Origin of the sequence: Mucilaginibacter sp. UYP27 (genome assembly GCF_040547175.1) — a bacterium.
Lineage (GTDB): Bacteria > Bacteroidota > Bacteroidia > Sphingobacteriales > Sphingobacteriaceae > Mucilaginibacter.
Map to the genome: position 1 here is coordinate 86,141 of NZ_JBEPPE010000004.1, position 21,272 is coordinate 107,412.

At 43.0% G+C, this 21,272-nt stretch carries 20 protein-coding genes; 13 read left to right on the forward strand and 7 right to left on the reverse strand.

The genetic code is table 11. The features are described from left to right. Positions 1 to 79: 79 nt before the first annotated feature. Together ABIB39_RS14575 and clpB are read right to left on the reverse strand one after the other, a co-directional pair. Positions 80 to 1,696 carry a hypothetical protein gene (locus ABIB39_RS14575; RefSeq protein ID WP_354430895.1) on the reverse strand — a complete coding sequence of 539 codons (1,617 nt, stop codon included), beginning with the start codon at positions 1,694 to 1,696 and terminating at the stop codon, positions 80 to 82. A 204-nt stretch (positions 1,697 to 1,900) separates the two neighbouring features. Continuing rightward, positions 1,901 to 4,498 carry an ATP-dependent chaperone ClpB gene (gene clpB / locus ABIB39_RS14580; protein ID WP_354430896.1) on the reverse strand — a complete coding sequence of 866 codons (2,598 nt, stop codon included), beginning with the start codon at positions 4,496 to 4,498 and terminating at the stop codon, positions 1,901 to 1,903. Positions 4,499 to 4,559: 61 nt separating this feature from the next. Here clpB and ABIB39_RS14585 point away from each other — a divergent pair, with 61 nt between their 5' ends. Then, entirely contained in the window at positions 4,560 to 4,715 is a 156-nt protein-coding gene (locus ABIB39_RS14585; protein ID WP_354430897.1) for a hypothetical protein, read from the forward strand. 296 nt (positions 4,716 to 5,011) lie between these two features. On the opposite strand, the gene ABIB39_RS14590 is transcribed toward ABIB39_RS14585, so the two are convergent. The 3 genes from ABIB39_RS14590 to ABIB39_RS14600 form a co-directional block, all read right to left on the reverse strand. After that, positions 5,012 to 6,439, reverse strand: a complete 1,428-nt coding sequence (locus tag ABIB39_RS14590; protein WP_354430898.1) for an ATP-dependent DNA helicase — start codon at positions 6,437 to 6,439, stop codon at positions 5,012 to 5,014. A gap of 421 nt (positions 6,440 to 6,860) precedes the next feature. Then, positions 6,861 to 7,556 carry a hypothetical protein gene (locus ABIB39_RS14595; RefSeq protein WP_354430899.1) on the reverse strand — a complete coding sequence of 232 codons (696 nt, stop codon included), beginning with the start codon at positions 7,554 to 7,556 and terminating at the stop codon, positions 6,861 to 6,863. A gap of 41 nt (positions 7,557 to 7,597) precedes the next feature. Beyond that, positions 7,598 to 8,305 (reverse strand): hypothetical protein, encoded by a 708-nt coding sequence (locus tag ABIB39_RS14600; protein WP_354430900.1) that lies wholly within the window; start codon positions 8,303 to 8,305, stop codon positions 7,598 to 7,600. Positions 8,306 to 8,501: 196 nt separating this feature from the next. On the opposite strand from ABIB39_RS14600, the gene ABIB39_RS14605 reads away from it, so the two are divergent. The 4 genes from ABIB39_RS14605 to coaD all read left to right on the forward strand — a co-directional run bounded on the left by ABIB39_RS14605 (position 8,502) and on the right by coaD (position 11,132). Beyond that, the gene (locus ABIB39_RS14605; protein WP_354430901.1) at positions 8,502 to 9,314 is read left to right on the forward strand and encodes a DUF3822 family protein; all 813 of its coding nucleotides are present in this window, start codon (positions 8,502 to 8,504) and stop codon (positions 9,312 to 9,314) included. Beyond that, positions 9,290 to 9,823 carry an RsmD family RNA methyltransferase gene (locus ABIB39_RS14610; RefSeq protein ID WP_354430902.1) on the forward strand — a complete coding sequence of 178 codons (534 nt, stop codon included), beginning with the start codon at positions 9,290 to 9,292 and terminating at the stop codon, positions 9,821 to 9,823. Before ABIB39_RS14605 ends, ABIB39_RS14610 begins: the two co-directional genes overlap by 25 nt. A 16-nt stretch (positions 9,824 to 9,839) precedes the next feature. After that, a complete protein-coding gene (nudK, locus tag ABIB39_RS14615) occupies positions 9,840 to 10,418 on the forward strand; it encodes a GDP-mannose pyrophosphatase NudK (RefSeq protein WP_354430903.1) in 579 nt (192 codons plus the stop codon). Between the two features lie 252 nt (positions 10,419 to 10,670). Next, entirely contained in the window at positions 10,671 to 11,132 is a 462-nt protein-coding gene (gene coaD / locus ABIB39_RS14620; RefSeq protein ID WP_354431163.1) for a pantetheine-phosphate adenylyltransferase, read from the forward strand. On the opposite strand, the gene ABIB39_RS14625 is transcribed toward coaD, so the two are convergent. After that, positions 11,101 to 11,688 (reverse strand): NUDIX hydrolase, encoded by a 588-nt coding sequence (locus ABIB39_RS14625; protein ID WP_354430904.1) that lies wholly within the window; start codon positions 11,686 to 11,688, stop codon positions 11,101 to 11,103. The two genes, coaD and ABIB39_RS14625, sit on opposite strands and share 32 nt — an antisense overlap. A gap of 49 nt (positions 11,689 to 11,737) precedes the next feature. Between ABIB39_RS14625 and pyrE the strand changes: the two genes are divergently transcribed. From pyrE to ABIB39_RS14655, 6 genes are all read left to right on the forward strand, one after another. Beyond that, complete coding sequence (pyrE, locus tag ABIB39_RS14630; RefSeq protein ID WP_354430905.1) at positions 11,738 to 12,379, forward strand: orotate phosphoribosyltransferase; 642 nt, start codon at positions 11,738 to 11,740, stop codon at positions 12,377 to 12,379. A gap of 8 nt (positions 12,380 to 12,387) precedes the next feature. Then, positions 12,388 to 12,783, forward strand: a complete 396-nt coding sequence (locus ABIB39_RS14635; protein ID WP_354430906.1) for an SRPBCC family protein — start codon at positions 12,388 to 12,390, stop codon at positions 12,781 to 12,783. Between the two features lie 594 nt (positions 12,784 to 13,377). Beyond that, complete coding sequence (locus ABIB39_RS14640; protein WP_354430907.1) at positions 13,378 to 13,869, forward strand: hypothetical protein; 492 nt, start codon at positions 13,378 to 13,380, stop codon at positions 13,867 to 13,869. Between the two features lie 155 nt (positions 13,870 to 14,024). After that, positions 14,025 to 14,561 carry a hypothetical protein gene (locus ABIB39_RS14645; protein WP_354430908.1) on the forward strand — a complete coding sequence of 179 codons (537 nt, stop codon included), beginning with the start codon at positions 14,025 to 14,027 and terminating at the stop codon, positions 14,559 to 14,561. Positions 14,562 to 14,571: 10 nt separating this feature from the next. After that, a complete protein-coding gene (locus ABIB39_RS14650; RefSeq protein WP_354430909.1) occupies positions 14,572 to 15,312 on the forward strand; it encodes a sensor histidine kinase in 741 nt (246 codons plus the stop codon). Positions 15,313 to 15,386: 74 nt separating this feature from the next. Then, positions 15,387 to 16,058, forward strand: a complete 672-nt coding sequence (locus tag ABIB39_RS14655) for a response regulator (RefSeq protein WP_354430910.1) — start codon at positions 15,387 to 15,389, stop codon at positions 16,056 to 16,058. 130 nt (positions 16,059 to 16,188) lie between these two features. Here the strand turns inward: ABIB39_RS14655 and ABIB39_RS14660 are convergent, their stop codons facing one another. Beyond that, positions 16,189 to 18,444 (reverse strand): hypothetical protein, encoded by a 2,256-nt coding sequence (locus ABIB39_RS14660; RefSeq protein ID WP_354430911.1) that lies wholly within the window; start codon positions 18,442 to 18,444, stop codon positions 16,189 to 16,191. A gap of 346 nt (positions 18,445 to 18,790) precedes the next feature. Between ABIB39_RS14660 and ABIB39_RS14665 the strand changes: the two genes are divergently transcribed. Both ABIB39_RS14665 and ABIB39_RS14670 read left to right on the forward strand, forming a co-directional pair. After that, positions 18,791 to 20,419 carry an ABC-F family ATP-binding cassette domain-containing protein gene (locus ABIB39_RS14665; protein WP_354430912.1) on the forward strand — a complete coding sequence of 543 codons (1,629 nt, stop codon included), beginning with the start codon at positions 18,791 to 18,793 and terminating at the stop codon, positions 20,417 to 20,419. Positions 20,420 to 20,449: 30 nt separating this feature from the next. Then, complete coding sequence (locus tag ABIB39_RS14670) at positions 20,450 to 21,268, forward strand: carboxypeptidase-like regulatory domain-containing protein (protein ID WP_354430913.1); 819 nt, start codon at positions 20,450 to 20,452, stop codon at positions 21,266 to 21,268. Positions 21,269 to 21,272: the final 4 nt, after the last annotated feature.

The window sequence follows — 21,272 nt, forward strand, 5'->3', positions numbered from 1 at the left end:
TGCATAATTTACCAACGCGGCTAAACAAAAACAGCGGTAAGATAACCTACCGCTGTTTTGAGATTTGTATGTATATAAACTACTGCGCTTTAGCAGCCCAAAGCGCCGCATTTAAATGCAATGCCGGATGCGAGGTAAAACCTGATGGTGAATCGCCCGACCATCCGTTAAACAAGTTATCGCCGGTATCACCGGTACCATCATCAGATGGCGAGCTGTCGCCAATAAAGAATATCCTACCGCTACCATATGTAGAAAGCAAAGCCATTACACTGGCGCTACCACCATTGGTTGCGCTGTTACGCCAAAATAAACCTTGTACATTGGCATTGTTTGCAGGGGTTAATGTTGCCGTTGACCCATTGTAGAACGCCAGTTTTGAAGCGGTACCTGCCGCACCATTCAGTACTTTTTGCGCGTTTGCGTTGGCACCTGTATAAACGTTTGTAGAAGGGCCTTCGCTGATGTCAACATAGTTTATGGTGAAGCCAAACGGATTACTGTTGTTAATGCCGTTATTGGTCATCAGATCATTCCAAACACGTGGCGAATCAAACCCATCGCCATCAAGGTCTGACGGGTTATAGCCATTGGCATCGGTACCGGCTGTGGTTGCAGCGGTATGGTCGGCAACCATAACAAGGCCACCACCATTGCTAACAAAATTCATAATGGCGGTTTTCTCGGTAGCTGTGAACAAACGGTTTGGCTCTATAACCACATATACATCGTAATTACTCAGATCCTGGGGGTTTGATGCGTTACCATAAGTAAGCGCTGTGCCAACCGGTAAGGTTTCTACCAATTCACCTTTTTTAACCAGTTCAACAGCCCATGCAGACATGGCACCCTTCCAATAAGTTTCTGAAGTGCTTGCAGTTATGCCGGTGTATGATGGAGTTGGGATACGTTGGGCCTTGGCTTCTACTGTTGTGCCGCCAGTGTACATTGGGACATTTTCGGTACCATCAGCATCAATTTGCCAATCGGCGCTTCCGGCGTTTTCAAGATGGCTGGCGTCAAACAGGAACTTTTTACCTGTTAACACCGTACCGCCACCAGTGCCACCACCAGCGTTATCGTTTACAGTAATATCATCAATATTGATACGGTTTGTGCCACCGCTAAGTTTACGGAGTTCTAATCGCACATTCCCGGTTTGGGTGATAGTGAACGTTTTTAAAGTAAGCGTTGATGTTGTGGTAACCGCAGCGCCAGACTGTGTCCAGGTACTTCCACCATTTACAGAATAAAATAAACCTATGGTACTTGCTGCGTCTCCGCTGTAAGTTGCACATTTAAAAGTGACGGTACTTATACCGGTAGCTACGTCAAATAGCATGGTAATTTTACCTGTATTACGGACCCGTGCCGACCATGACCCCGCTTTTTGATCGGCTGCTAAATTACCAATTAGTGCATCATACAAGTTCCATGTGCTACCAGACAGGGTAACGTTATCACCACTTGATGAACCTGTTGGCGATACATCATACGCTGTTTTTGGGCTTGTTGTGCCAACCTCAAAACTTTGAGTAAGCGAAACCGCTTCTGTTTTTAAAGATGACGATGGTTTAACTTCAATTGATTGCGCTGTACCTGCTTTAACGCTTTCGTTTTTTTGGCAACCCGCTGCCAATAAACCCGCCGCAAATAATGCGATAACTGGTAATTTTAGTTTTGTAAAATGAGACATGTTTTGATTTTTAGTTAAGTTGATATTTCTTTACACTTAATTATACGATCAAATCTCTATAATATGTTTCAATTAGTTTTACACATATTATTAACTTATTATTAAGTTATTACACAATTGCGAACTAAAAAACGATTGCCTTTTACCAACGAAGGCCGCCTTGAGGCAGCCTTATTGTATAAATGCGTCACGCTACTCTTCAAATCACTCACCCGCATTCATAAACACAAAGTTGTTATCAAACATATCCAGCTTTATCTTGCTGTCACGGTCCACCTTCCCGGCCAGTATCTGTTTTGATAATTCGTTCAGTATTTTCTTTTGGATAACCCTTTTTAACGGACGGGCACCAAATTGAGGGTCGTAGCCCAGTTGAGCCAGCCAGTCTAACGCCTCGTCGGTTGCATCAATGGTAACACCCATTTCTGCCAGGGTTTGCTGCACTTGCCTGAACTGTAGTTTCACAATATCGCCTATCTCGTCCCTGCTTAGCGGGGTAAACATAATTATCTCGTCTATCCGGTTCAAAAACTCGGGACGGATTGTTGCACGCAAGAGGGTAAATAATTCATTTTTGGTTTTGGCGATAATTTCCTCGCGGTTATTATCTTCCAATTCAGAAAAATTCTCCTGTATAATATTCGACCCGATGTTAGAGGTCATGATGATAATGGTGTTCTTAAAGTTCACCACTCGGCCTTTATTATCTGTTAAGTGCCCGTCATCAAGCACCTGTAACAGGATATTAAATACATCCGGATGTGCTTTCTCAATCTCATCCAGCAATACCACGCTATATGGTTTGCGGCGCACGGCTTCGGTTAACTGGCCGCCTTCATCATAACCCACATAACCCGGAGGCGCACCTATCAATCTTGAAACAGAATGGCGTTCCTGGTATTCACTCATATCTATCCGCACCAACGAATTTTCGTCATTGAAGAGGTATTCGGCAAGGGCTTTGGCAAGCTCGGTTTTACCCACACCTGTTGTACCCAAAAATATAAACGACCCGATAGGCTTACGTTTATCCTGCAACCCGGCACGGCTGCGGCGGATAGCGTCGCTTATGGCCTCGATAGCCTCCTCCTGCCCTGCTACACGTTTGTGCAACTCAGCTTCCAGGCTGAGCAGCTTCTCACGTTCGCTCTGGATCATTTTACTCACAGGAATGCCCGTCCAGCGGCTTACCACTCCCGCGATATCGTCGGCAGTAACTTCCTCTTTCAGCATGCGGCTATCATCCTTGTTTTCGGCTAAGGCTTCTTTTAGCTTATTAACTTCGCGCTGTGCGTCTACAATGGTGCCATAGCGCAATTCAGCTACTTTACCGTAATCTCCGGCGCGCTCGGCCTGTTCGGCTTCCAGTTTGTAATTCTCTATCTGTTCAACCTTTTGATTGATGCCATCTACAATATCTTTTTCGCCCTGCCATTTTGCACGTAACGAATCACGGTCGGCAGATAGGTTAGCTATCTCTTCGCTTAGTTCTTTTACCTTATGGTCATCTTTTTCGCGTTTGATGGCCTCACGTTCAATTTCCAGCTGCATAATGCGGCGTTCCAATTCGTCCACCACTTCAGGTACCGAATCCATTTCTAAACGTAGCTTAGATGCAGCCTCGTCCATTAAATCTATTGCCTTGTCAGGCAAAAACCGATCAGAAATATAACGCTGCGACATTTCAACGGCTGCGATAATAGCCTCATCCTTGATGCGTACTTTGTGGTGGGCCTCATAGCGTTCCTTCAACCCACGCAAAATAGAGATGGCATCGGCAGTATCCGGCTCGCCAACCATTACCTTTTGGAAACGTCGTTCAAGCGCTTTATCTTTCTCAACATATTTCTGGTATTCGTTTAGCGTGGTTGCGCCAATAGCACGTAATTCGCCACGGGCAAGGGCCGGTTTTAAGATATTGGCGGCATCCATGGCTCCTTCGCCACCACCTGCGCCAACCAGGGTATGGATCTCATCAATAAACAAAATGATCTCGCCATCACTCTGGCTAACTTCTTTTATAACCGCTTTAAGGCGTTCCTCAAACTCGCCCTTGTATTTGGCACCTGCTATCAGCGCCCCCATATCCAGCGAATAAACGGTTTTAGTTTTCAGGCTTTCGGGCACGTCACCCTTGATTATACGGAAAGCAATACCCTCGGCAATGGCAGTTTTACCTACACCAGGCTCACCAACCAAAATAGGGTTGTTCTTTGTACGGCGACTCAAAATCTGAATTACCCTACGAATCTCTTCATCGCGACCGATTACCGGGTCGAGCTTGCCGCTTTGGGCATAGTCGTTAAGGTCGCGGGCGTATTTGTTTAAGGCGTTGTAGGTTGCTTCGGCATTTTGGTTGGTGACTTTGCTATCACCGCGCAAACTGGTGATGGCTTTTTTAAGGTCCTTTTCATTTACACCGGCATCTTTTAAAGCGCCTGAGGCTTTATCGCTACCGCTTAGTATGCCTAACAATATATGTTCTACAGATACAAATTCATCCTTAAATTCTTTTAGGTAACCATTTGCTTTTTGTAATGCTGAATTTACGGCTGATGACAAATAAACATCGCTCCCGCTAACTTTTGGGAATGACTTTATCTGCGTATCAAGCGTTTCGTTTAGCCTGTTTAGGTTAACGTTCATTTTTTTTAGGAGATAGGTAATAACGTTCTCGTCAACCAATAACAGGCCTTTTAGCAGATGCGCGAGCTCGATAGCTTGCTGCTGGTTGCCTGTCGCAATTTCGGATGCCTTTTGTACAGCTTCCTGGGCTTTTATGGTAAAGTTGTTAAAATTCATAGTACTCAATTACACTCAAAACAATTGCCACATCTTAATACAGGAACAAATGTCATTAAATTTGAAAATCAACAGACATTTTGGCAACCACCGGTCTACAACTTTAGGAACTTTACTATTTGGTATCGTAAAAGATATTGTAGAAAGCCAAAGCGCTAATATCACTGTAGAAAGCAAAGGCAGTACCTTTACGATTATGCTACCGATGGTAGAGTAGATCAGTTGTGGTTTATAGGTAATCCCGTAGTGTCCCACTTTTTATTATATAATGCGGTACGAAAACGTAATAGTCTAATAATTAAATACTTACATAAATATAATATTACGTTTCTGCTAAAGTAATACATCTTTAAATCTATATTAACTAATTAAATATAAGTTACTTATATGTTTTAGTTGTACTGTACTGAACGGTACACCGTGGGACACCGTGAGACACCCGAAAAATTTGTAGATTAAAAAGTAGGCTTTTGGATTTTGCGCCTCAATTTCGACTCAGAAATTACAGTAATATCAAAACTCCGGCTCCAATTTTTCAACAAAAAACTTCTTGTTAAAGTTCACCAGGTAAAGCTCTTGTGTGGCCCGGGTACAGGCGGTATAAAACCAACGGAGAAAGTCGGTGTTCACCATTTCATCCGTGAGGTAGCCCTGGTCAACAAATACGGCTTCCCATTGGCCGCCCTGTGCCTTATGGCAGGTAATGGCGTAGGCAAATTTAACTTGCAGCGCGTTGTAATATGGGTTTAGTTTAAGTTCGTTATGCTTGTCGCGTTTGTTGGGGATGTGCTCATAATCCTTCATGGCCTCGTTGTAAAAACGCTTTTGGTCATCAGGCAATAAAGCGGGCGCTTCCGAGTATAATGTATCCAGTAGTATCTTGCAATCCAGCACCGGGTCTTCAGCATAATCCGTAAATTCCAGCTGCACGTCGGCAAACCTAAAGCCGTACATATCTTCTATTTTACGTACTTTTCTGATCCGGGCAATATCACCATTCGCGATAAAGCCTGTACTTCCTTCCTCCTGGCCTTCCAGCCAAAAGTAATTGTTCTTTACGATCATCAGCTGATCGCCGCCCGTTAGTTCCTCCTCGCGCATCAGGATGCGCCCGCGAATTTGCCGGTTATACATATTGGCGTTTTTGTTACTGCGGCAAATGATCAGCGTTTCATCGTGCCCGTATTTGCTGTAGGCGTAGTTAAGGCCTTCCTCCAGCATATCGCTGCCCATGCGGTAAACATCTTTGTAGCCCTTGGTCACAATCTGCGGCATTATCTCTTTACCCTCCCGAATGATATCCCTCACCTTGGTTACATTGAACAAAATCCCCGAGTCCTTTTGCTGGCGCAGCACATCCGTCAACTCATAACCAAAAATGGTTAGGCCAAAGCGGTCTTTCATTAATTTGGCATCCAGCGCGGGGCTATCGTCTGCGCCAACAGGCGGTAACTGGGCGGTATCGCCAACCAGTAACAGCTTACAGTTTTTAGTATTGTAAACGTAGTTGACGAGGTCATTCAGTAAACTACCGTGGAAACGCCCCGATTCATCCGACACCATCGACGCTTCATCTACAATAAACAACGTATTAGTATTCATATTTTCGGCAATGGCGAAACCCTCGTCCATATTTAGCGCCGATTTTTTGCGGTAGATGCGCTTGTGAATGGTAAATGCTTTGCGGCCGCTATAGTTGGTAATTACCTTGGCGGCGCGGCCCGTCGGTGCTAATAGCACCACTTTAAATTCGTAAGCAGGCAAGGCTTTTACCAAAGCGCCTACAATGGTAGTTTTACCAGTGCCCGCGTAGCCTTTCAAAATAAAGCAATCATCTTCCTCGCCGCTGGTTAAAAATGCGTGCAGCTTAGTAAACAACTCCTGCTGTTGGGCTGTGGGCTCATGCGGGAAAGCCTGGCGGATATGATCAATTGTTGGCACACACAAATGTGGCGATAAGAATGGTAAATGGGTAATGTGGCGGGATTAATATTTTACTCACCCCGCGGCACTACGTGCGCGACCCTCTCTGCTGCGCAAAGAGGGTGAAATCAAACCCTCTTTCCGCTTGCGGAGAGAGGGTGGTCGAGCATAGCGATGGCCGGGTGAGTAAAAACAGTTGGCAATCTACTCACCCCGCGGCTCTTTGTGCGCAACCCTCTCTGCTACGCAAAGAGGGTGAAATCAAACCATCTTTCCGTTTGCGGAGAGAGAGTGGTTGAGCGTAGCGATGACCGGGTGAGTCCACTTTGCGCCTAATAATCTACTCACCCTGGTAAAAACTCACTTAAAAAAAAGAACATGTAAATCGCTACTTCTCCTTCAGAAAGCCAATCGCGGGTGAGTCAAAACACATAGCAATTTATAACGGTCCAAGTAAATAATAATCGGCAGTGCCAGCTTTTTGTACAATCATTATTAATATACCATTTTGTACTATACTAAAGCCCATATAATTAACGCCGTTGTACATTCCTTTCCAAGCCCCGGCGCAAAGGTCATAGTAGCTGCTCCATCCTGCGCCTGCGTAATCGCTTTTATTACTTATAGCAAAATTATGGTCATTAGAAAACTTCATGTAGGTTGTCGGATTCTCCGAATTTCTGAAACGGGTATTAGCAAAGGACGGAACATCGGCATTTTTGGTCATCACAAGTTGCATTTCTATCGATGCATCACTTTGTTTTTTATAAATGGCGTTTGCCATTATCAATTGCCCTTTATCATCTTTGGCGAATGTAAATGTATAAGTAACTGTTCCGTCCCCTAACTGGTCTAAAATCCAGGTATTATTTACCAGGTTCACGGTATATATCTTCCGGAAGGTTATCCCGTCTAAAGTCGCTTTTATATCGTTACCATCTTTATTAAAGTAAATAACACGAAGGCCCAATTCTGAGCCTAAAGTTATATCAATGCTGTAGGCCAAAAGGTCGGCGGTTGTTATCGGGGTGTTTACTTTAACTTCCGGTTTTACGCCGCCATCTTTTTTGCAGGATGCAAAGGCAAGTAATAAAATTAACGAACAGGCTTTTAGTATGGGTTTCAAATTTTTCATAGTCGTGTTTTTATGTGGTTTACATGTTCAATTAATTGCGTCTACTGCGCGATCAAAATGTGTAGTTCTTTTTCACCCGCCTTTTGAAAAAGCATCCCAACAACCGAATTACTATTTTTAATACAAATACCCATATAGCTTACCCCTTTATAATCACCTTTCCACGCTCCCGGGCAAAGGTCATAATAGCTTGAATATGCCGCTCCTGTATAATTTTTATTATCGCTTACGGCAAAATTATGGTCGACCGTAAATTTTGCATAAATGGGCTGGTCGTCATCTGAAACAAATTTCAAATTGGCAAATGTTGCCAGATCAGATTTTTTGTACAAAAACGCACCCATTTGCACAGATGCGTCGTTCTGCTTTTTATAAGTAGATTTAACAAGGCTCAGTTCGCCTGTGTTACTTTTACTAAATTCGAACGTACAAATCAGCGAGCCGTCGCCATTCAGATCCAAAGTCAAAATATTATTTGATACAACCACCGTGGCAATTTTTCGGGATATTACACCATCATAGGTAGCTTTAATATCGTTGCCGTCTTTATTAAAATAAATGATACGAAGGCCTCCAACCATATTTATTTGAGCCGGTATAACGTAACCTAAAAGATCGGTAGCTGTAACTGGTGTATTATTAATTACAGGGTCTTTATCAGGTTTTACGCCGCCATCTTTTTTGCAGGATGCAAATGCAAGCAATAAAATTAATGAGCAGGCTTTTAGTATAGGTTTCAAAGTTTTCATAGTAGTTTATTTGTGTGATTGATGACCTGAAGGTACGATTAGCCTGTTTATGCTTTTAAAGGAATGAGCGAATGACCCGTTTGGCTGCGTTAATACATAGTTTGGGTTAGCGATAAATTTAACCTGATGATAAAAACGGTCTTGGTAGGTATGTTAATTACATAATCCGGAAAAAATATTACTTTTGTTAACCCGCATGAGCGAACACAGACACCACTATACCAGCGACGACCTAAGCCTTACACAGGCCCACAGCTACACCCTGTTATTACAGGTTGATGTAAACAGCTTTAGTTATGCCGTTATTAACGGTAAACAGCTCCTGTCATGGGGCGAAAATTATTCGCTTAGTGAACTGCGCGACCCGCAGCAGCTGCGCGATGTTTTAGCCGCTAATTACAAACTGGTAGTTACGGGCCTGCATGCCACGGGTTTCACATTGTTACCGGAAAGCCTTTTTGAGAAAGACCGCCTTGCCGATATTGCACGCCTGCTTGATGTTACCGATACCGAAAAAGTGAAGTGCGAAAAGATAGACAACAAAAATGTGATCATTTACAAGGTTGATGAAGCTTTGATCTACGCCATAAAAAACCTTGATAATCAAAATGTTATCCATGTCGATGCAGGGTTAATTAAAGCCATATCACAAAATCACCCGCGAAGCACCGATCTATACCTTAACATTGGCAACGATGTTGTTTCGTTTGTAAACTTCACCAACGGCAACCTGCGTTTTTATAATACCTTTGAGTTTAAAAACCACGAAGAGCTGGCCTATTTTAGTGCCCTGGTGGTTACCGAACTTGGTCTGCAAGCCGACCAGGTAAAACTGATACTTAGCGGCGACATCAACGATACCGACCGTTACTTTTTATACCTCAAAAACTTCTTCGGCCAGGTAAAGGCTAACGACATTCCTGTTTTGGATCTGCCTAACGGTACCGAATCTCACAAAATATTGGCCCTTGCCGCTTTATCGCTATGCGCATCATCGGAGGAAGATTAAAGGGTTTAAGGCTTAACCCGCCAAAAAACTTACCCGTACGCCCCACTACAGATCTTGCCAAGGAGGCGCTCTTTAATATCCTGCTCAACCAGATAGAATTTGAGGACCTGAAAGTGCTTGACCTGTTTAGCGGCACGGGCAACATTGCCATGGAATTTGCATCGCGCGGGGCAGAAAAAGTTACCGGGGTTGACCGCGCCATACAATGCGTGCATTATTTGAAAGATGCATCGCGCCAGCACGGTTTAGATAATATTGAGGTTTTTAAAGCTGATGTTTTTAAATACCTGGACCTGGAAACCGAGCAGTACGACCTGATATTTGCAGACCCACCCTACGACCTGAACAAGATCCCCGAGATCCCCAAAATAGTATTCGATAAAAACCTGCTGATTGAAGGCGGTATGCTGATAGTAGAGCATCAAAGCATGCAAAACCTAAGCAACCACCCTGCTTTTGTAGAGCAGCGCAAGTACGGGCACTCGTCATTCTCTTTCTTTAAAGCTTAACCTAACCAATCTTACCATGAGCGATACTGTCAGAAACGTTCAAACCACCGTGCTATCAGATAACTGGTACACCCTGCGCAAAGTAACCTATGAGTTTTGGGGCCGCGATGGCAAATGGCAAACCCACTCGCGCGAGGCCTACGACCGCGGCAACGGCGCTACCATTTTGTTGTACAACAAAGCCAACCAAACCGTGATACTTACCCGCCAGTTTAGGATGCCCACGTATTTAAATGGCAATGCCGATGGCTACATGATAGAAACCTGCGCGGGATTGCTGGATAAGGATAACCCCGAGGACTGCATCTGCAAGGAAACCGAGGAAGAAACGGGCTACAAGATAACATCGGTACAAAAAGCATTTGAAGCGTACATGTCGCCCGGCTCTGTTACCGAGATCCTGTACTTTTTCACGGCCGAATACACCAAAGACATGAAGGTAAGCGATGGCGGCGGCCTTGCCGAAGAAACCGAAAATATCGAGGTAATGGAAATGCCATTTACAAAGGCTTTGCAAATGGTCAAATCCGGCGAAATAAAAGATGCGAAGACGATTATGCTGCTGCAATATGCGCAGATAAATGGGTTAGTGTAAGCATAGCGGCTTGTTGGCGCCAACAACAACAACAAGGGCGGAAAACCGCTATGTCATTTCGAGGGAAGCGCAGCGACGAGGAATCTTATACAAGCGATAAGTATAAGACACGCATCTCGGATTGCAGGGCGTATAAGATTTCTCCTCGCTCCACCGCACTCCTTACCCCGCTCGTTCGAAATGACATGCAGGGTTTAGTTTTTATAATAGAATTATTAACTACTTTTGAATAAGCACAGTGTTATCACCCATATGAAAATAGCCCTTTTCCCCGGCTCGTTTGACCCGGTTACCAAAGCACACGTTGATATTGTAAAACGATCTGTAAGCCTTTTCGATAAGGTTTACATAGGTATTGGGGTAAACAGCACCAAGCAGGGCCTGCTTAGCGTTGGCAAGCGCGAGGATATGCTGCGAGCGGTTTTCGCGCATGACGACCGCATCCACATAGTAGCTTATGAAGGCTTAACCGTTAATTTTTGTAAAAGCATCGGTGCCGATTATATGATCCGCGGCATCCGTACCGTATCCGATTTTGAGTACGAGAAAGCCATAGCGCAAATGAACCACGCGCTCGAGCCGGAAATTGAAAGTATATTTATTGTGAGCAAACCGGGATATTCGTCCATCAGTTCGAGCATTGTGCGCGAGATAATCCGCTACAATGGGGATGTTGCCCAGTTTATTCCGAAAGAAGCCCTACCGTATTTATAATCAACTCTTCTTTTTCCAACACATCAATAATAGACGGGAAGGTATTGCTCACAATAGTTGGCACATCCTCCTTTTTAAACCAGCGCACATCTGTAATGCCTTCTTCTAATTGCGGCACCAGCTTGGCTTTGCCTTTGTAGGCCATTTTAAACCAATGGGTTTTCTTTAGCACCACCTCGCCTTTGTAGATATAGGTATGGTATGTTTTACAGATCTTCTCTTCCAGCTTATTCACCTTTATGCCACACTCCTCCTCTACCTCGCGCACGGCGGCAATTTTAGTTTTTTCTTTTTTCTCGATCTTGCCTTTTGGTAAATCCCACTTATCGTTGCGGTAAATGAATAGGTGTTCGCCGTTTTGGTTGGTAACCAAGCCGCCGGCCGCTTCTATCAATACATTATTTTTAATAACCTTTTTCAGGAAAGCCCTGGCATTATCGCAAAGCACGTAAAATAATTTGCAAGGCTGTTTATCTACCCAATGGTAAACAATTTTCAGATCAAAATGCTCAGCATCAATCTTTTGATAGTGAGATGCAACTTTGGGTGTTTTCACTGTTAGCAAAATCACTTTTTCGTTAATATAAATTCTGTATTTTTGAGCCATGTATACCAATAGTGAGACCGAACAGCAGGTCGCGGAATTTCTGCTGCAAATTAAAGCAATAAAATTACAACCTAATAATCCTTTTACATGGGCTTCGGGTTGGAAATCACCCATCTATTGCGATAATCGGGTTACACTATCACATCCAACCATCCGTACATACATCCGCCAGCAGCTTACATCGGCCATCCAGGAGCAGTTTGGCTCGGTTGGTTGTATCGCAGGTGTGGCAACCGCGGGCATCCCGCAGGGCGCACTGGTGGCGCAAGAAATGGGCTTACCATTTATCTACGTACGCGCTAAGGCAAAAGAGCATGGTACAGGAAGCCTGATAGAGGGCGAAATTTCTCCGGGCCAGCGTGTGGTGGTTATCGAAGATCTAATATCTACCGGCAAAAGCAGCTTACAAGCAGTTCATGCTTTGCGCGATGCGGGTTACACTGTAGCAGGCCTTGCCGCTATTTTTAGCTATGGGTTTGATATAGCTACCAATAACTTTAAAGAGGCTAAATGCCCGTTCATCACTTTATCTAATTACGACGCGCTTTTAAAATACGCCGAGCAGCATAGTTATATCTCTGCTGCTGATACCGCGGTGTTAAAGGAATGGCGCAAACAACCCTCAACCTGGGGACAATAATAGTTACTATGAGTGTTTTTGAAAGTACAGTAACGGTAAACAAACCGGCAGAACAGGTATATGCTTTTTTGGCTGATATGAATAATCACCGCCAGCTGATGCCAGATAATATTGAAGATTGGGAATCTACCGCTGATGTAGCCAGTTTTAACATCCAAAACATTACAAAACTTTCGATAAAGATTGCGGAGCGTGTGGCCGATAGCCTGGTAAGAATTATCCCGGCCGAGAAACCGCCGTTTGATATGGAACTAAAATGGGAATTGAGTGAGGTTGACGGCGCTACACAAGCGGCCTTTACCATTACTGCCGACCTGAATATGATGATGAAGATGTTTGCTTCGGGGCCGCTTCAAAAGCTTGTGGACGAGGAAACAACTAACTTAGCAAAGTTGCTAAGTTAGTCGATCCTCATTTTCGGGGGTTTAAGATCTTTTTACCTTTAAGTGCTGCACTACTACCAATGCATTCACGATAAACAGACTTGTTACTACAATAGTCATAAAGTTTAAATTAGGGTTTAAATACTTTTAGGTGTACTATTAATCAATTGTTATTAAAAACCTAATCTATGCATTTTAAACGCACATTTACAACTTATTTATAATAAAAAAATTATGAGTTTGGAATAGTGTAAAACGGTATTCTACCCCCTCGCCCGCTACGTTCATTTTTTATCCCAAAGTAATAATTCTACAGCCAAATTACCCTTCGGTTAATAAATAACCGTTTACTGATTTTTTCGTGAAGTTTAAAGTGGCGTATTTATCGCGCCCTTGCAATATTTTGTTTGTTATAGCCTATCTTATGTATCGAGCCGGTCTTATCAACTTAAAAAATCTATTCAGGCTATTAAATGCGTATAAATACGTATTATTTGCAGCATTTATACGCTGTGAATGTAGGCCTGCTGTAGCTATATTAGCATTTACAAACATATAATTACACATTGCATCGTATTTTACTATGATAGCCATAAAACAACCTAAAAATCAATCATGAAACACTTCCAACTTTTGTTATTATCTGCAACGTTTTTTTGCACCACTGTTTTATTTATACAGTGCACGCCGTCCGGTAAGATCCCTTATGACGAGGTAAAGGCAAAAGTGCACTTCATTTCGCTAAACCAAGCCGAACGGTTCACATCCAATTTTAGAAAAGGGAGAGTTGAAATGATGCGCCAGCTAAAAGACACCAACAGCTTTAACACACCACTGGCCGAAAAATTTAACAGGGATGCGATAGCTGCCTTACTTAATCAAAAGGGCGTAACAGATGTCCGTATTTATTTGGGGCAGGATGATAAGGGGTTTATCAGGCTTGTACTTGTGGGTGTTGATAATAAAGGCAACGATATTACCGGGGGCAGTAATAAAATTATGCGGCTTACCAGCAATGAAGAGAGCGAGCCTGCCATAGTTATTGAAGCCGGGCAGCGATGCCCAACCTTGTGCGCCATAAAAAGTAGTTTAGTTAAGCCCAATTAATAGTTGGGATGGAAAACATAACTAATTTTATTTCAAGTCAATCTATATTGATACCAATTTTTATAGGCATTATACGCTATAAAGGATTATACAAAACGTATAATCCTTTTTTTATTTTGCTGATATTGGGGCTTATTGCCGAAATAATTAGTTTTATGTTTATTAACATTTACAGGCATGGTAATGCTCCCGTTATTAAAATTTACAGCCTTGTAGAGTGTTGTATTATCCTGTACCAGTTGTATTTGTGGAAAAGTACAGTTAAATATAAATACCTGTTTTATTTTTTGACGGCTACCTGTGCCGCATTTTGGGTAATAGAAGTACTTGTGTTTGGTAACTTAAATACCTTTAGCCCCTACTTTAGGGTATTTTATGCTTTCATTATTGTTTTGCTAAGCATCAATCAAATTAATGCTATGATGTTTTATCACAATGATATTTTATTAAAAAATCCGAAATTTGTGATCAGTCTGGGGTTTATCATTTTCTTTTTATACCAAATCATCTACGAGGCGTCTTTTTATATCGGGTATAATAAATCAGTCGTGGCTAATAAAATTATTATAGGTTTTGGATATATAAACCTGTTTACTAACCTTATATATGCCATTGCTATATTTTTAATAACCCAAAATAACAAAGACGGTTATAACAGTTTTTTAAGCGATAATAAAAAACAACGCAGCTAATACCTACAGTGTGACGGATAAATTATTTTATACGGTAATAATTACATCGTTATTAATAGCCATAGTAATTATATTTTTTGTTGTATCAATTATACGTTACAACAAGCGCTACATTCAATTGCAAAAAGAAAGGATACAGGCGCAAATTATGATCCAGGAACAGGAGCGTAAGCGAATAGCTAACGATCTGCATGATAGTTTGGGCCCATTACTTTCAACCGTAAAATTATATATGCACAGCATCGTTATCAACAACGATGCGGATAAAGAGGCCCTAAATAAAGCATCCGGTTATATAGACGAGGCCATTAGCAACCTGCGCGAAATATCATATAACCTGATACCAAGCAGCCTGGTAAGAAACAACTTGATAGTGGCGGTAAAAGAGTATATATCGCGTTTAACAAACCGTAACTTATTAAATATCAAATTTGACGTTGCCGACGATATTTTGATATCCAAAAAAATCGAGCTCCATTTATTCAGGATCATACAAGAAATTGTACATAACACTATCAAGCATTCGGGTGCGGCAACACTTAAGCTGACAATCGCAGGCCAGCCGGGCCTGCTTTTTTTAATATCAGAAGATGATGGGCGGGGTTTTAACTTAACCGAAGTGAGGCAAGCATCAGAAGGCCTGGGACTTAAAAGCATAGAAAATCGCTGCGAAATAATTAACGGCACGTTTAAAATTGTTACCACCGTAAATGCCGGCTGTAAAATAATAATCAGGGTACCTAACTTATAGTTATACATGATAGTTATATTATATTCAATTATTTACCTTTATTTAATATTTAATTTCGATTTATTGTAAAGGCCATGTATTATAATAACATCAATATTGTAATTGCAGACGATCATGAAATTTTTTTAGATGGCCTGGCGCTAATGCTTGCCGGCCACAAGGGTTTTACCGTTTGCGGCCGTGCATTAAACGGGCACCAGCTGCTGGAAATAGTAGACCGCGAAAAGCCTGATATTGTATTGACCGATATACGGATGCCCGGTATTGACGGCATACAAAGCGCAAAACAAATATTGGCATCCTACCCGCATATTGGCGTTATTGCCCTATCCATGTTTGATGAAGAAAACCTTATTGTTGAGATGTTGGAAGCCGGCGCTAAAGGTTACCTGCTTAAAAACGCGCATAAAGACGAGATTATTGACGCGATTAACAGCGTTTACCAAAATAAAAATTATTACTGCTCGCAAACCTCGTTCCTGCTGGCTACCATGATAGTGCGCAGCAAGGGTAATCAAAATGTGCAGCAACACCCCGTTGTGTTAAACGAAAGGGAAAAGATCATTATACAGATGATATGCCAGCAGCAAACAACCCAGCAAATTGCCGATAAAATTTATTTGAGCAAGCGAACCATTGAAGGATATAGGGTAAAAATACTGGAAAAGATCCAGGCAAAAAACATCGCAGGTGTTGTAATATTTGCCCTAAAAAATAACATCATCACCGAGGCGGACGTATTGTAAGCGGCCTTATCTTAACCCTCCCCTTTGGATAGGGTTCTTTTTTAATGACGTCCCTTTAAGATACTTTGGGTAAGGCTAACTACAAATGCCCCGGTTATAAAATAACCGGGGCATTATCGCAATAAAATAGCTACGATTTTGGCGCAACAGCTATTGCTGCAATATAGTGGGCATCATACTGGCTAAGCCTGTCGTTACCATTGGTATGGGTTGCGTAAACATTTAAGTTTTCTGAAAACGCGGCCATTGTGCATGTGCCCAACATATCGCTTACCCCTATAGCTTTATGATATTGATCCATATTGGCAACGCGGTTAATCGGGTTTTGCACTGCAGGTGGAGCCTGTGCCGGGCCAAATGTAACCTGCGTTATGTCGTAAACATTATCGCCGGTGGTTACATTTAGCAGGTTATTAGCGTTAGCTGATGTCCCGGCAGATGCGGCAGCGCCCAAAGCGCCGCTATTACCTTTGTAAACATTAAAACCATAAGTGGCAAAATTATGAGCGTGCCCGGCCTGGAAAATTAAGTCAACCTTATCGTTAAACTTATCATCGTAATATCCGGTGCCGCATTCGGTATCGGTAGAGTGCCCGTCAACCAAAGCGTCAGAGATACCGGCATAGCAATAATCATTGTCTACCCGCATCAGGAAGTTAAAGCCAGTTACATGATTGCTTACATCCCGCTTTACATAACCGTTACCGGCAAGGTCGGCGTCAATGGTGTCACCAACTGCGGGCCCGCCATCTGTAGCTATCTTGCTTACTTTAAAAGGATTGTAGTTTAGCGGAACAACTTGACCGTTATTGTTTAAAAGTTCGATAGTGAACTGATATAAGCCGGGTGTCCAGCCAACGGTATTGATATTTATGGCATCGGTATCAATACCGGTATCCCATACGGCATCTGCAAGACCTGTATCGGCGCTGGCATGGATATGCGGAATTTTATACATCACTTTACCTGTCGAATCAAGGTACGGCCCAAGCGCGAAACTGCCCGGCACATGTTCCCAGTCGCCCGGCGCTACCTGGATCCAATGTGAATAAGCCTTAGCTACACTCCCCCCGAGTGTTTCCGGCGAACCCACATTGTTACCCAGATAAGCATCTTTCAGCAATTGGCTGGTCCACCTGTAGTGGGTAACGCCAAAACCTGCCAGGCCATCGCCAAACTGCAGCACCAAAGAAAAGCCGCCGCCAAAAGGGCTAATGTTACCCTTGTTGCTATAAGCTGTTAGCCCAACAGCATTATCCAGATGGCCGCTCGCGGTTTCCTGTTGCTGAATGCTCCTTACGCTTACTCCCCTGTTTACGCTTTTAACCCATACGTAATTAGCTTCAATTGCAGGGCTGTCACAAAAACAAGGCCTTACTGCAGGGTTGGTAACAGATACGTTTATATCGGTGCCGCAAGCATAATTCCAGTAAGTATGGCAGGATATGGCCGGTTTATAAACCGTTACCCAAACGCCGTTTATCAGTACCTCTACCCATACATAAACATTTGGATGGTTTGCTTTAAAATAAAACATGTTATAGTTAAAGCGGCCGTGGCAATCTGTCACTACCGTGGCAATTGGTGTGCTTTTATAAAAATAAGGCCAAAACCAGGGCCACCAGCATAAATAAGGATGAAACAGATTAAAGTTGTTAGCAATAGTTTTGTTAAAGCTCTCCATAGATCCCGAAAGGATGGCATTTTGGATGTTTTCTGGTAGTGTAGGGCGAATAGGCAGTTTTTCTACAAGCTCGTGCACATCTGCCAACTCGTAAAAATTGTTGCCCGGGGCGATGCTTCTTTTTAAAGCATTGGTGAAACTTGTGCGTATTGGGCCGGGATCTGGTATAGGGATCGGTTTTTTGATCACCGCTACCAATCTGTCCCGCAGGTCTTTTAGGATGTTGATAGGTATATGGGGTATCAGTATCCTGATGGGTGTTATATTGCAAATGTGCACCCTTGAATTACATATGTTTAAAACTTCGGGATGCCCGTTAACGTTAAATGTTTTATGCACCGCGCCTGATATATTACACCAGCCAAATTGGAACGGATATGGGAACGCAGGGATATACGGTAATCTGAAAATACCATCTGATGGTATGCGAAGCGATGGTTGCCAAGCCTCCATTTGCTGTAAAACACTTTCTGTTACCGTAGTTTTACCGGCTTCTTTTGGCAGTTCGGGCGCTATATACAGCTTGCTGGCATGCAGGTTGGCTGCCGACGTTGCTAAACGCGCCTCTCCGCTTCTCAACGGGTGCGATTCGGTTACCTTGCCCTCTTTGTCAACCACGTAAGCCATAAGGTTTGCCGCGTTTTTTTCCTCTTCCAATGGTATCTTAATAATCACCGGATTTGTTTGAGTTTCTTTTGCCATGATAATGTGATTTGTTTTTCGCTTACTCTATTTTCCCTTTTCAGCAATCGGGAATTACCGTATTCAAAAAAAGTGTTGGTAGCACAGCTTTTGATAGTTCAAAGATGTAATAACGCGAAGCAGCTGGCAATGAGGCTTATACTTGGTTTAATACGTATAAATACGCTATTTTTAAAACCACTATTTCTAACTGGTTAATATATTATAGTAACTGTTTTATTGTTACGCGGCTGATAGATAAGGGGGCAGCTATTTTAATATATGCACTTGTGCCGATGTGTAAAGTTTTTATCGGCTTAAATAAATTAACTATTTACCGTATTTTTGCGCCAAATACAAGTACAGCATGATAACGGTATCTAATTTATCCTTACGTTACGGAAAACGCACCCTTTTTGAAGATGTTAACCTAAAGTTTAGCCAGGGCAATTGCTATGGTGTAATTGGCGCCAATGGCGCGGGTAAATCTACTTTCATGAAGATCCTTTCGGGCGAGATAGACCCAAGCAGCGGAACGGTGAGCTTTACCCCCGGCGAGCGCATGGCGGTATTAAGCCAAAACCACTACGCTTACGACGAATTTACCGTTCTTGAAACCGTAATGATGGGCCACAAAGAGATGTACGCCATTATGAAGGAGAAGGATGCTATTTATATGAAAGAGGATTTTAGCGATGCCGATGGCGAACGTGCCGGCGAGCTGGAAAACCTTTTTGCCGAAATGGATGGCTGGAATGCAGAAAGCAACGCCGCTACCCTATTGAGCAACTTAGGCATTAAAGAAGAATTCCATTACAGCCTGGTTAAGGATCTGGATAACACCCAAAAGGTACGTGTGTTATTGGCACAGGCCCTTTTTGGTAAACCCGATATTTTATTACTGGATGAGCCAACGAATGACCTGGATATCCACACCATAACCTGGCTGGAAGATTTCCTGGCAACGTATGAAGCTATTGTGTTGGTTGTATCTCACGACAGGCACTTTTTAGATACCGTTTGTACCCACGTTGTAGATATCGACTTTGCTAAAATGACCATTTACACCGGTAATTACACCTTCTGGTACGAAAGCAGCCAACTGGCCCTGAAACAACGCAGCGACCAGAACAAGAAAACCGAAGAACGTGTAAAAGAGTTGCAGGAGTTTATCCGCAGGTTTAGCGCCAACGCATCCAAATCTAAACAGGCAACCAGCCGTAAAAAGGCTTTGGACAAGATCAACCTGGACGAGATCCAACCTTCTAACCGTAAATACCCTGGCATTATATTTAATAACCAGGGCCGCGAAATTGGCGATCAGGTACTGCAAACCGAGAAACTAAGTAAATCGCTTAACGGTGAAGTGCTATTTGCCGATATTAATTTTATGGCCAACAAAGGCGATAAAATTGCCGTGCTATCTCAAAACAGTTTGGCAACATCGGCCTTCTACGATATTTTGGCAGGGCGCGATAAAGATTACAAGGGCAGCTTTAAATGGGGCGTTACCGTAAATCTTGCCGATATCCCTATCGATAACTCATCATACTTTAAAGGTAAAGATGATAACCTGATAGACTGGTTGCGCGAGTATTCGGCAGGTGACAAGGATGACCAGTTTATCCGTGGTTTCCTTGGCCGTATGTTATTCAGCGGCGAAGAGGTATTAAAGAAAAGCAACGTACTATCCGGTGGTGAAAAAATGCGCTGTATGTTTAGCCGCATGATGCTGCAATCAGCCAACTTGCTGTTGCTTGACGAGCCAACCAACCACCTTGACCTGGAATCTATAACCGCGCTAAACAACGGTATGAAGGATTTTAGGGGCAACATCATCTTCACTTCACGAGATCATGAGTTGGTGCAAACCGTTGCTACCCGTATCATCGAGCTAACCCCCGGTGGTATCATTGATAAACTGATGACCTACGACGAGTACATCAACAGCGAAGTGGTACAAAAACAACGCGAAGAATTTTACGCCATGGCGTAACTAATGGGGCAACAAACACGTCTTACTGTTATGAAACGGATCTTGTTTGTTGCCCTTCTTATCTCCTCATCCTTAATTGCAAATGCACAGGTATTTGAAGGCCTTGTAAAAGATGCGAAGACCAACCTGCCCCTGCCCTATGTAAACGTGGGCATTATTGGCAAAAATGTTGGGACTGTTACCGATAGCGCAGGCCATTATAGGTTAAACCTTGCCGGCCATGAAGCTGATACGTTAAAGCTATCTATGATAGGATATGCGCCTTCCATTTATAAGGTAGCATCATTTATTAACGATGCGCATAAAACCATTCTACTGCAGCCATCCATCACGCAACTTAAGGAGGTACGCGTAACCAACCGTAAATGGAAGGAAGGCGTGTTGGGAAACACATCAAAATCTGACAACAGCAATGCGGGCTTTTCTGACAATAACCTGGGCCACGAGATAGGCACGGTTATCAAGATTAAAAAAGCGCCAACTTATCTTAAAAAATTCAACGTACATATTACTAATGCGCCGTTAAACCCGGTAAAGCTGCGCCTCAACTTTTACAACCTTAAAAAAGGCATGCCCGATCAACTGCTGCAAAACCAAAATATTTATGTAGATGTGCTGGCAGGCCAAAAAGACATCGAGGTAAACCTTGAGCCATACAGCATATTTGTTGACGATAACTTTTTTGCCAGCCTGGAGTGGATAGCAAATTCAAAAGGCCGCGGCCTAATGTTCTCTGCTTATCTAAGTATATTCGGCAGCGGGGCGGTTATCTCGCGCGAAACCAGCCAGGCTACCTGGGAAAAAGTGGGCATTGCTGGCATTGCGTTTAACGTATTGGCTGAATATTAATAGC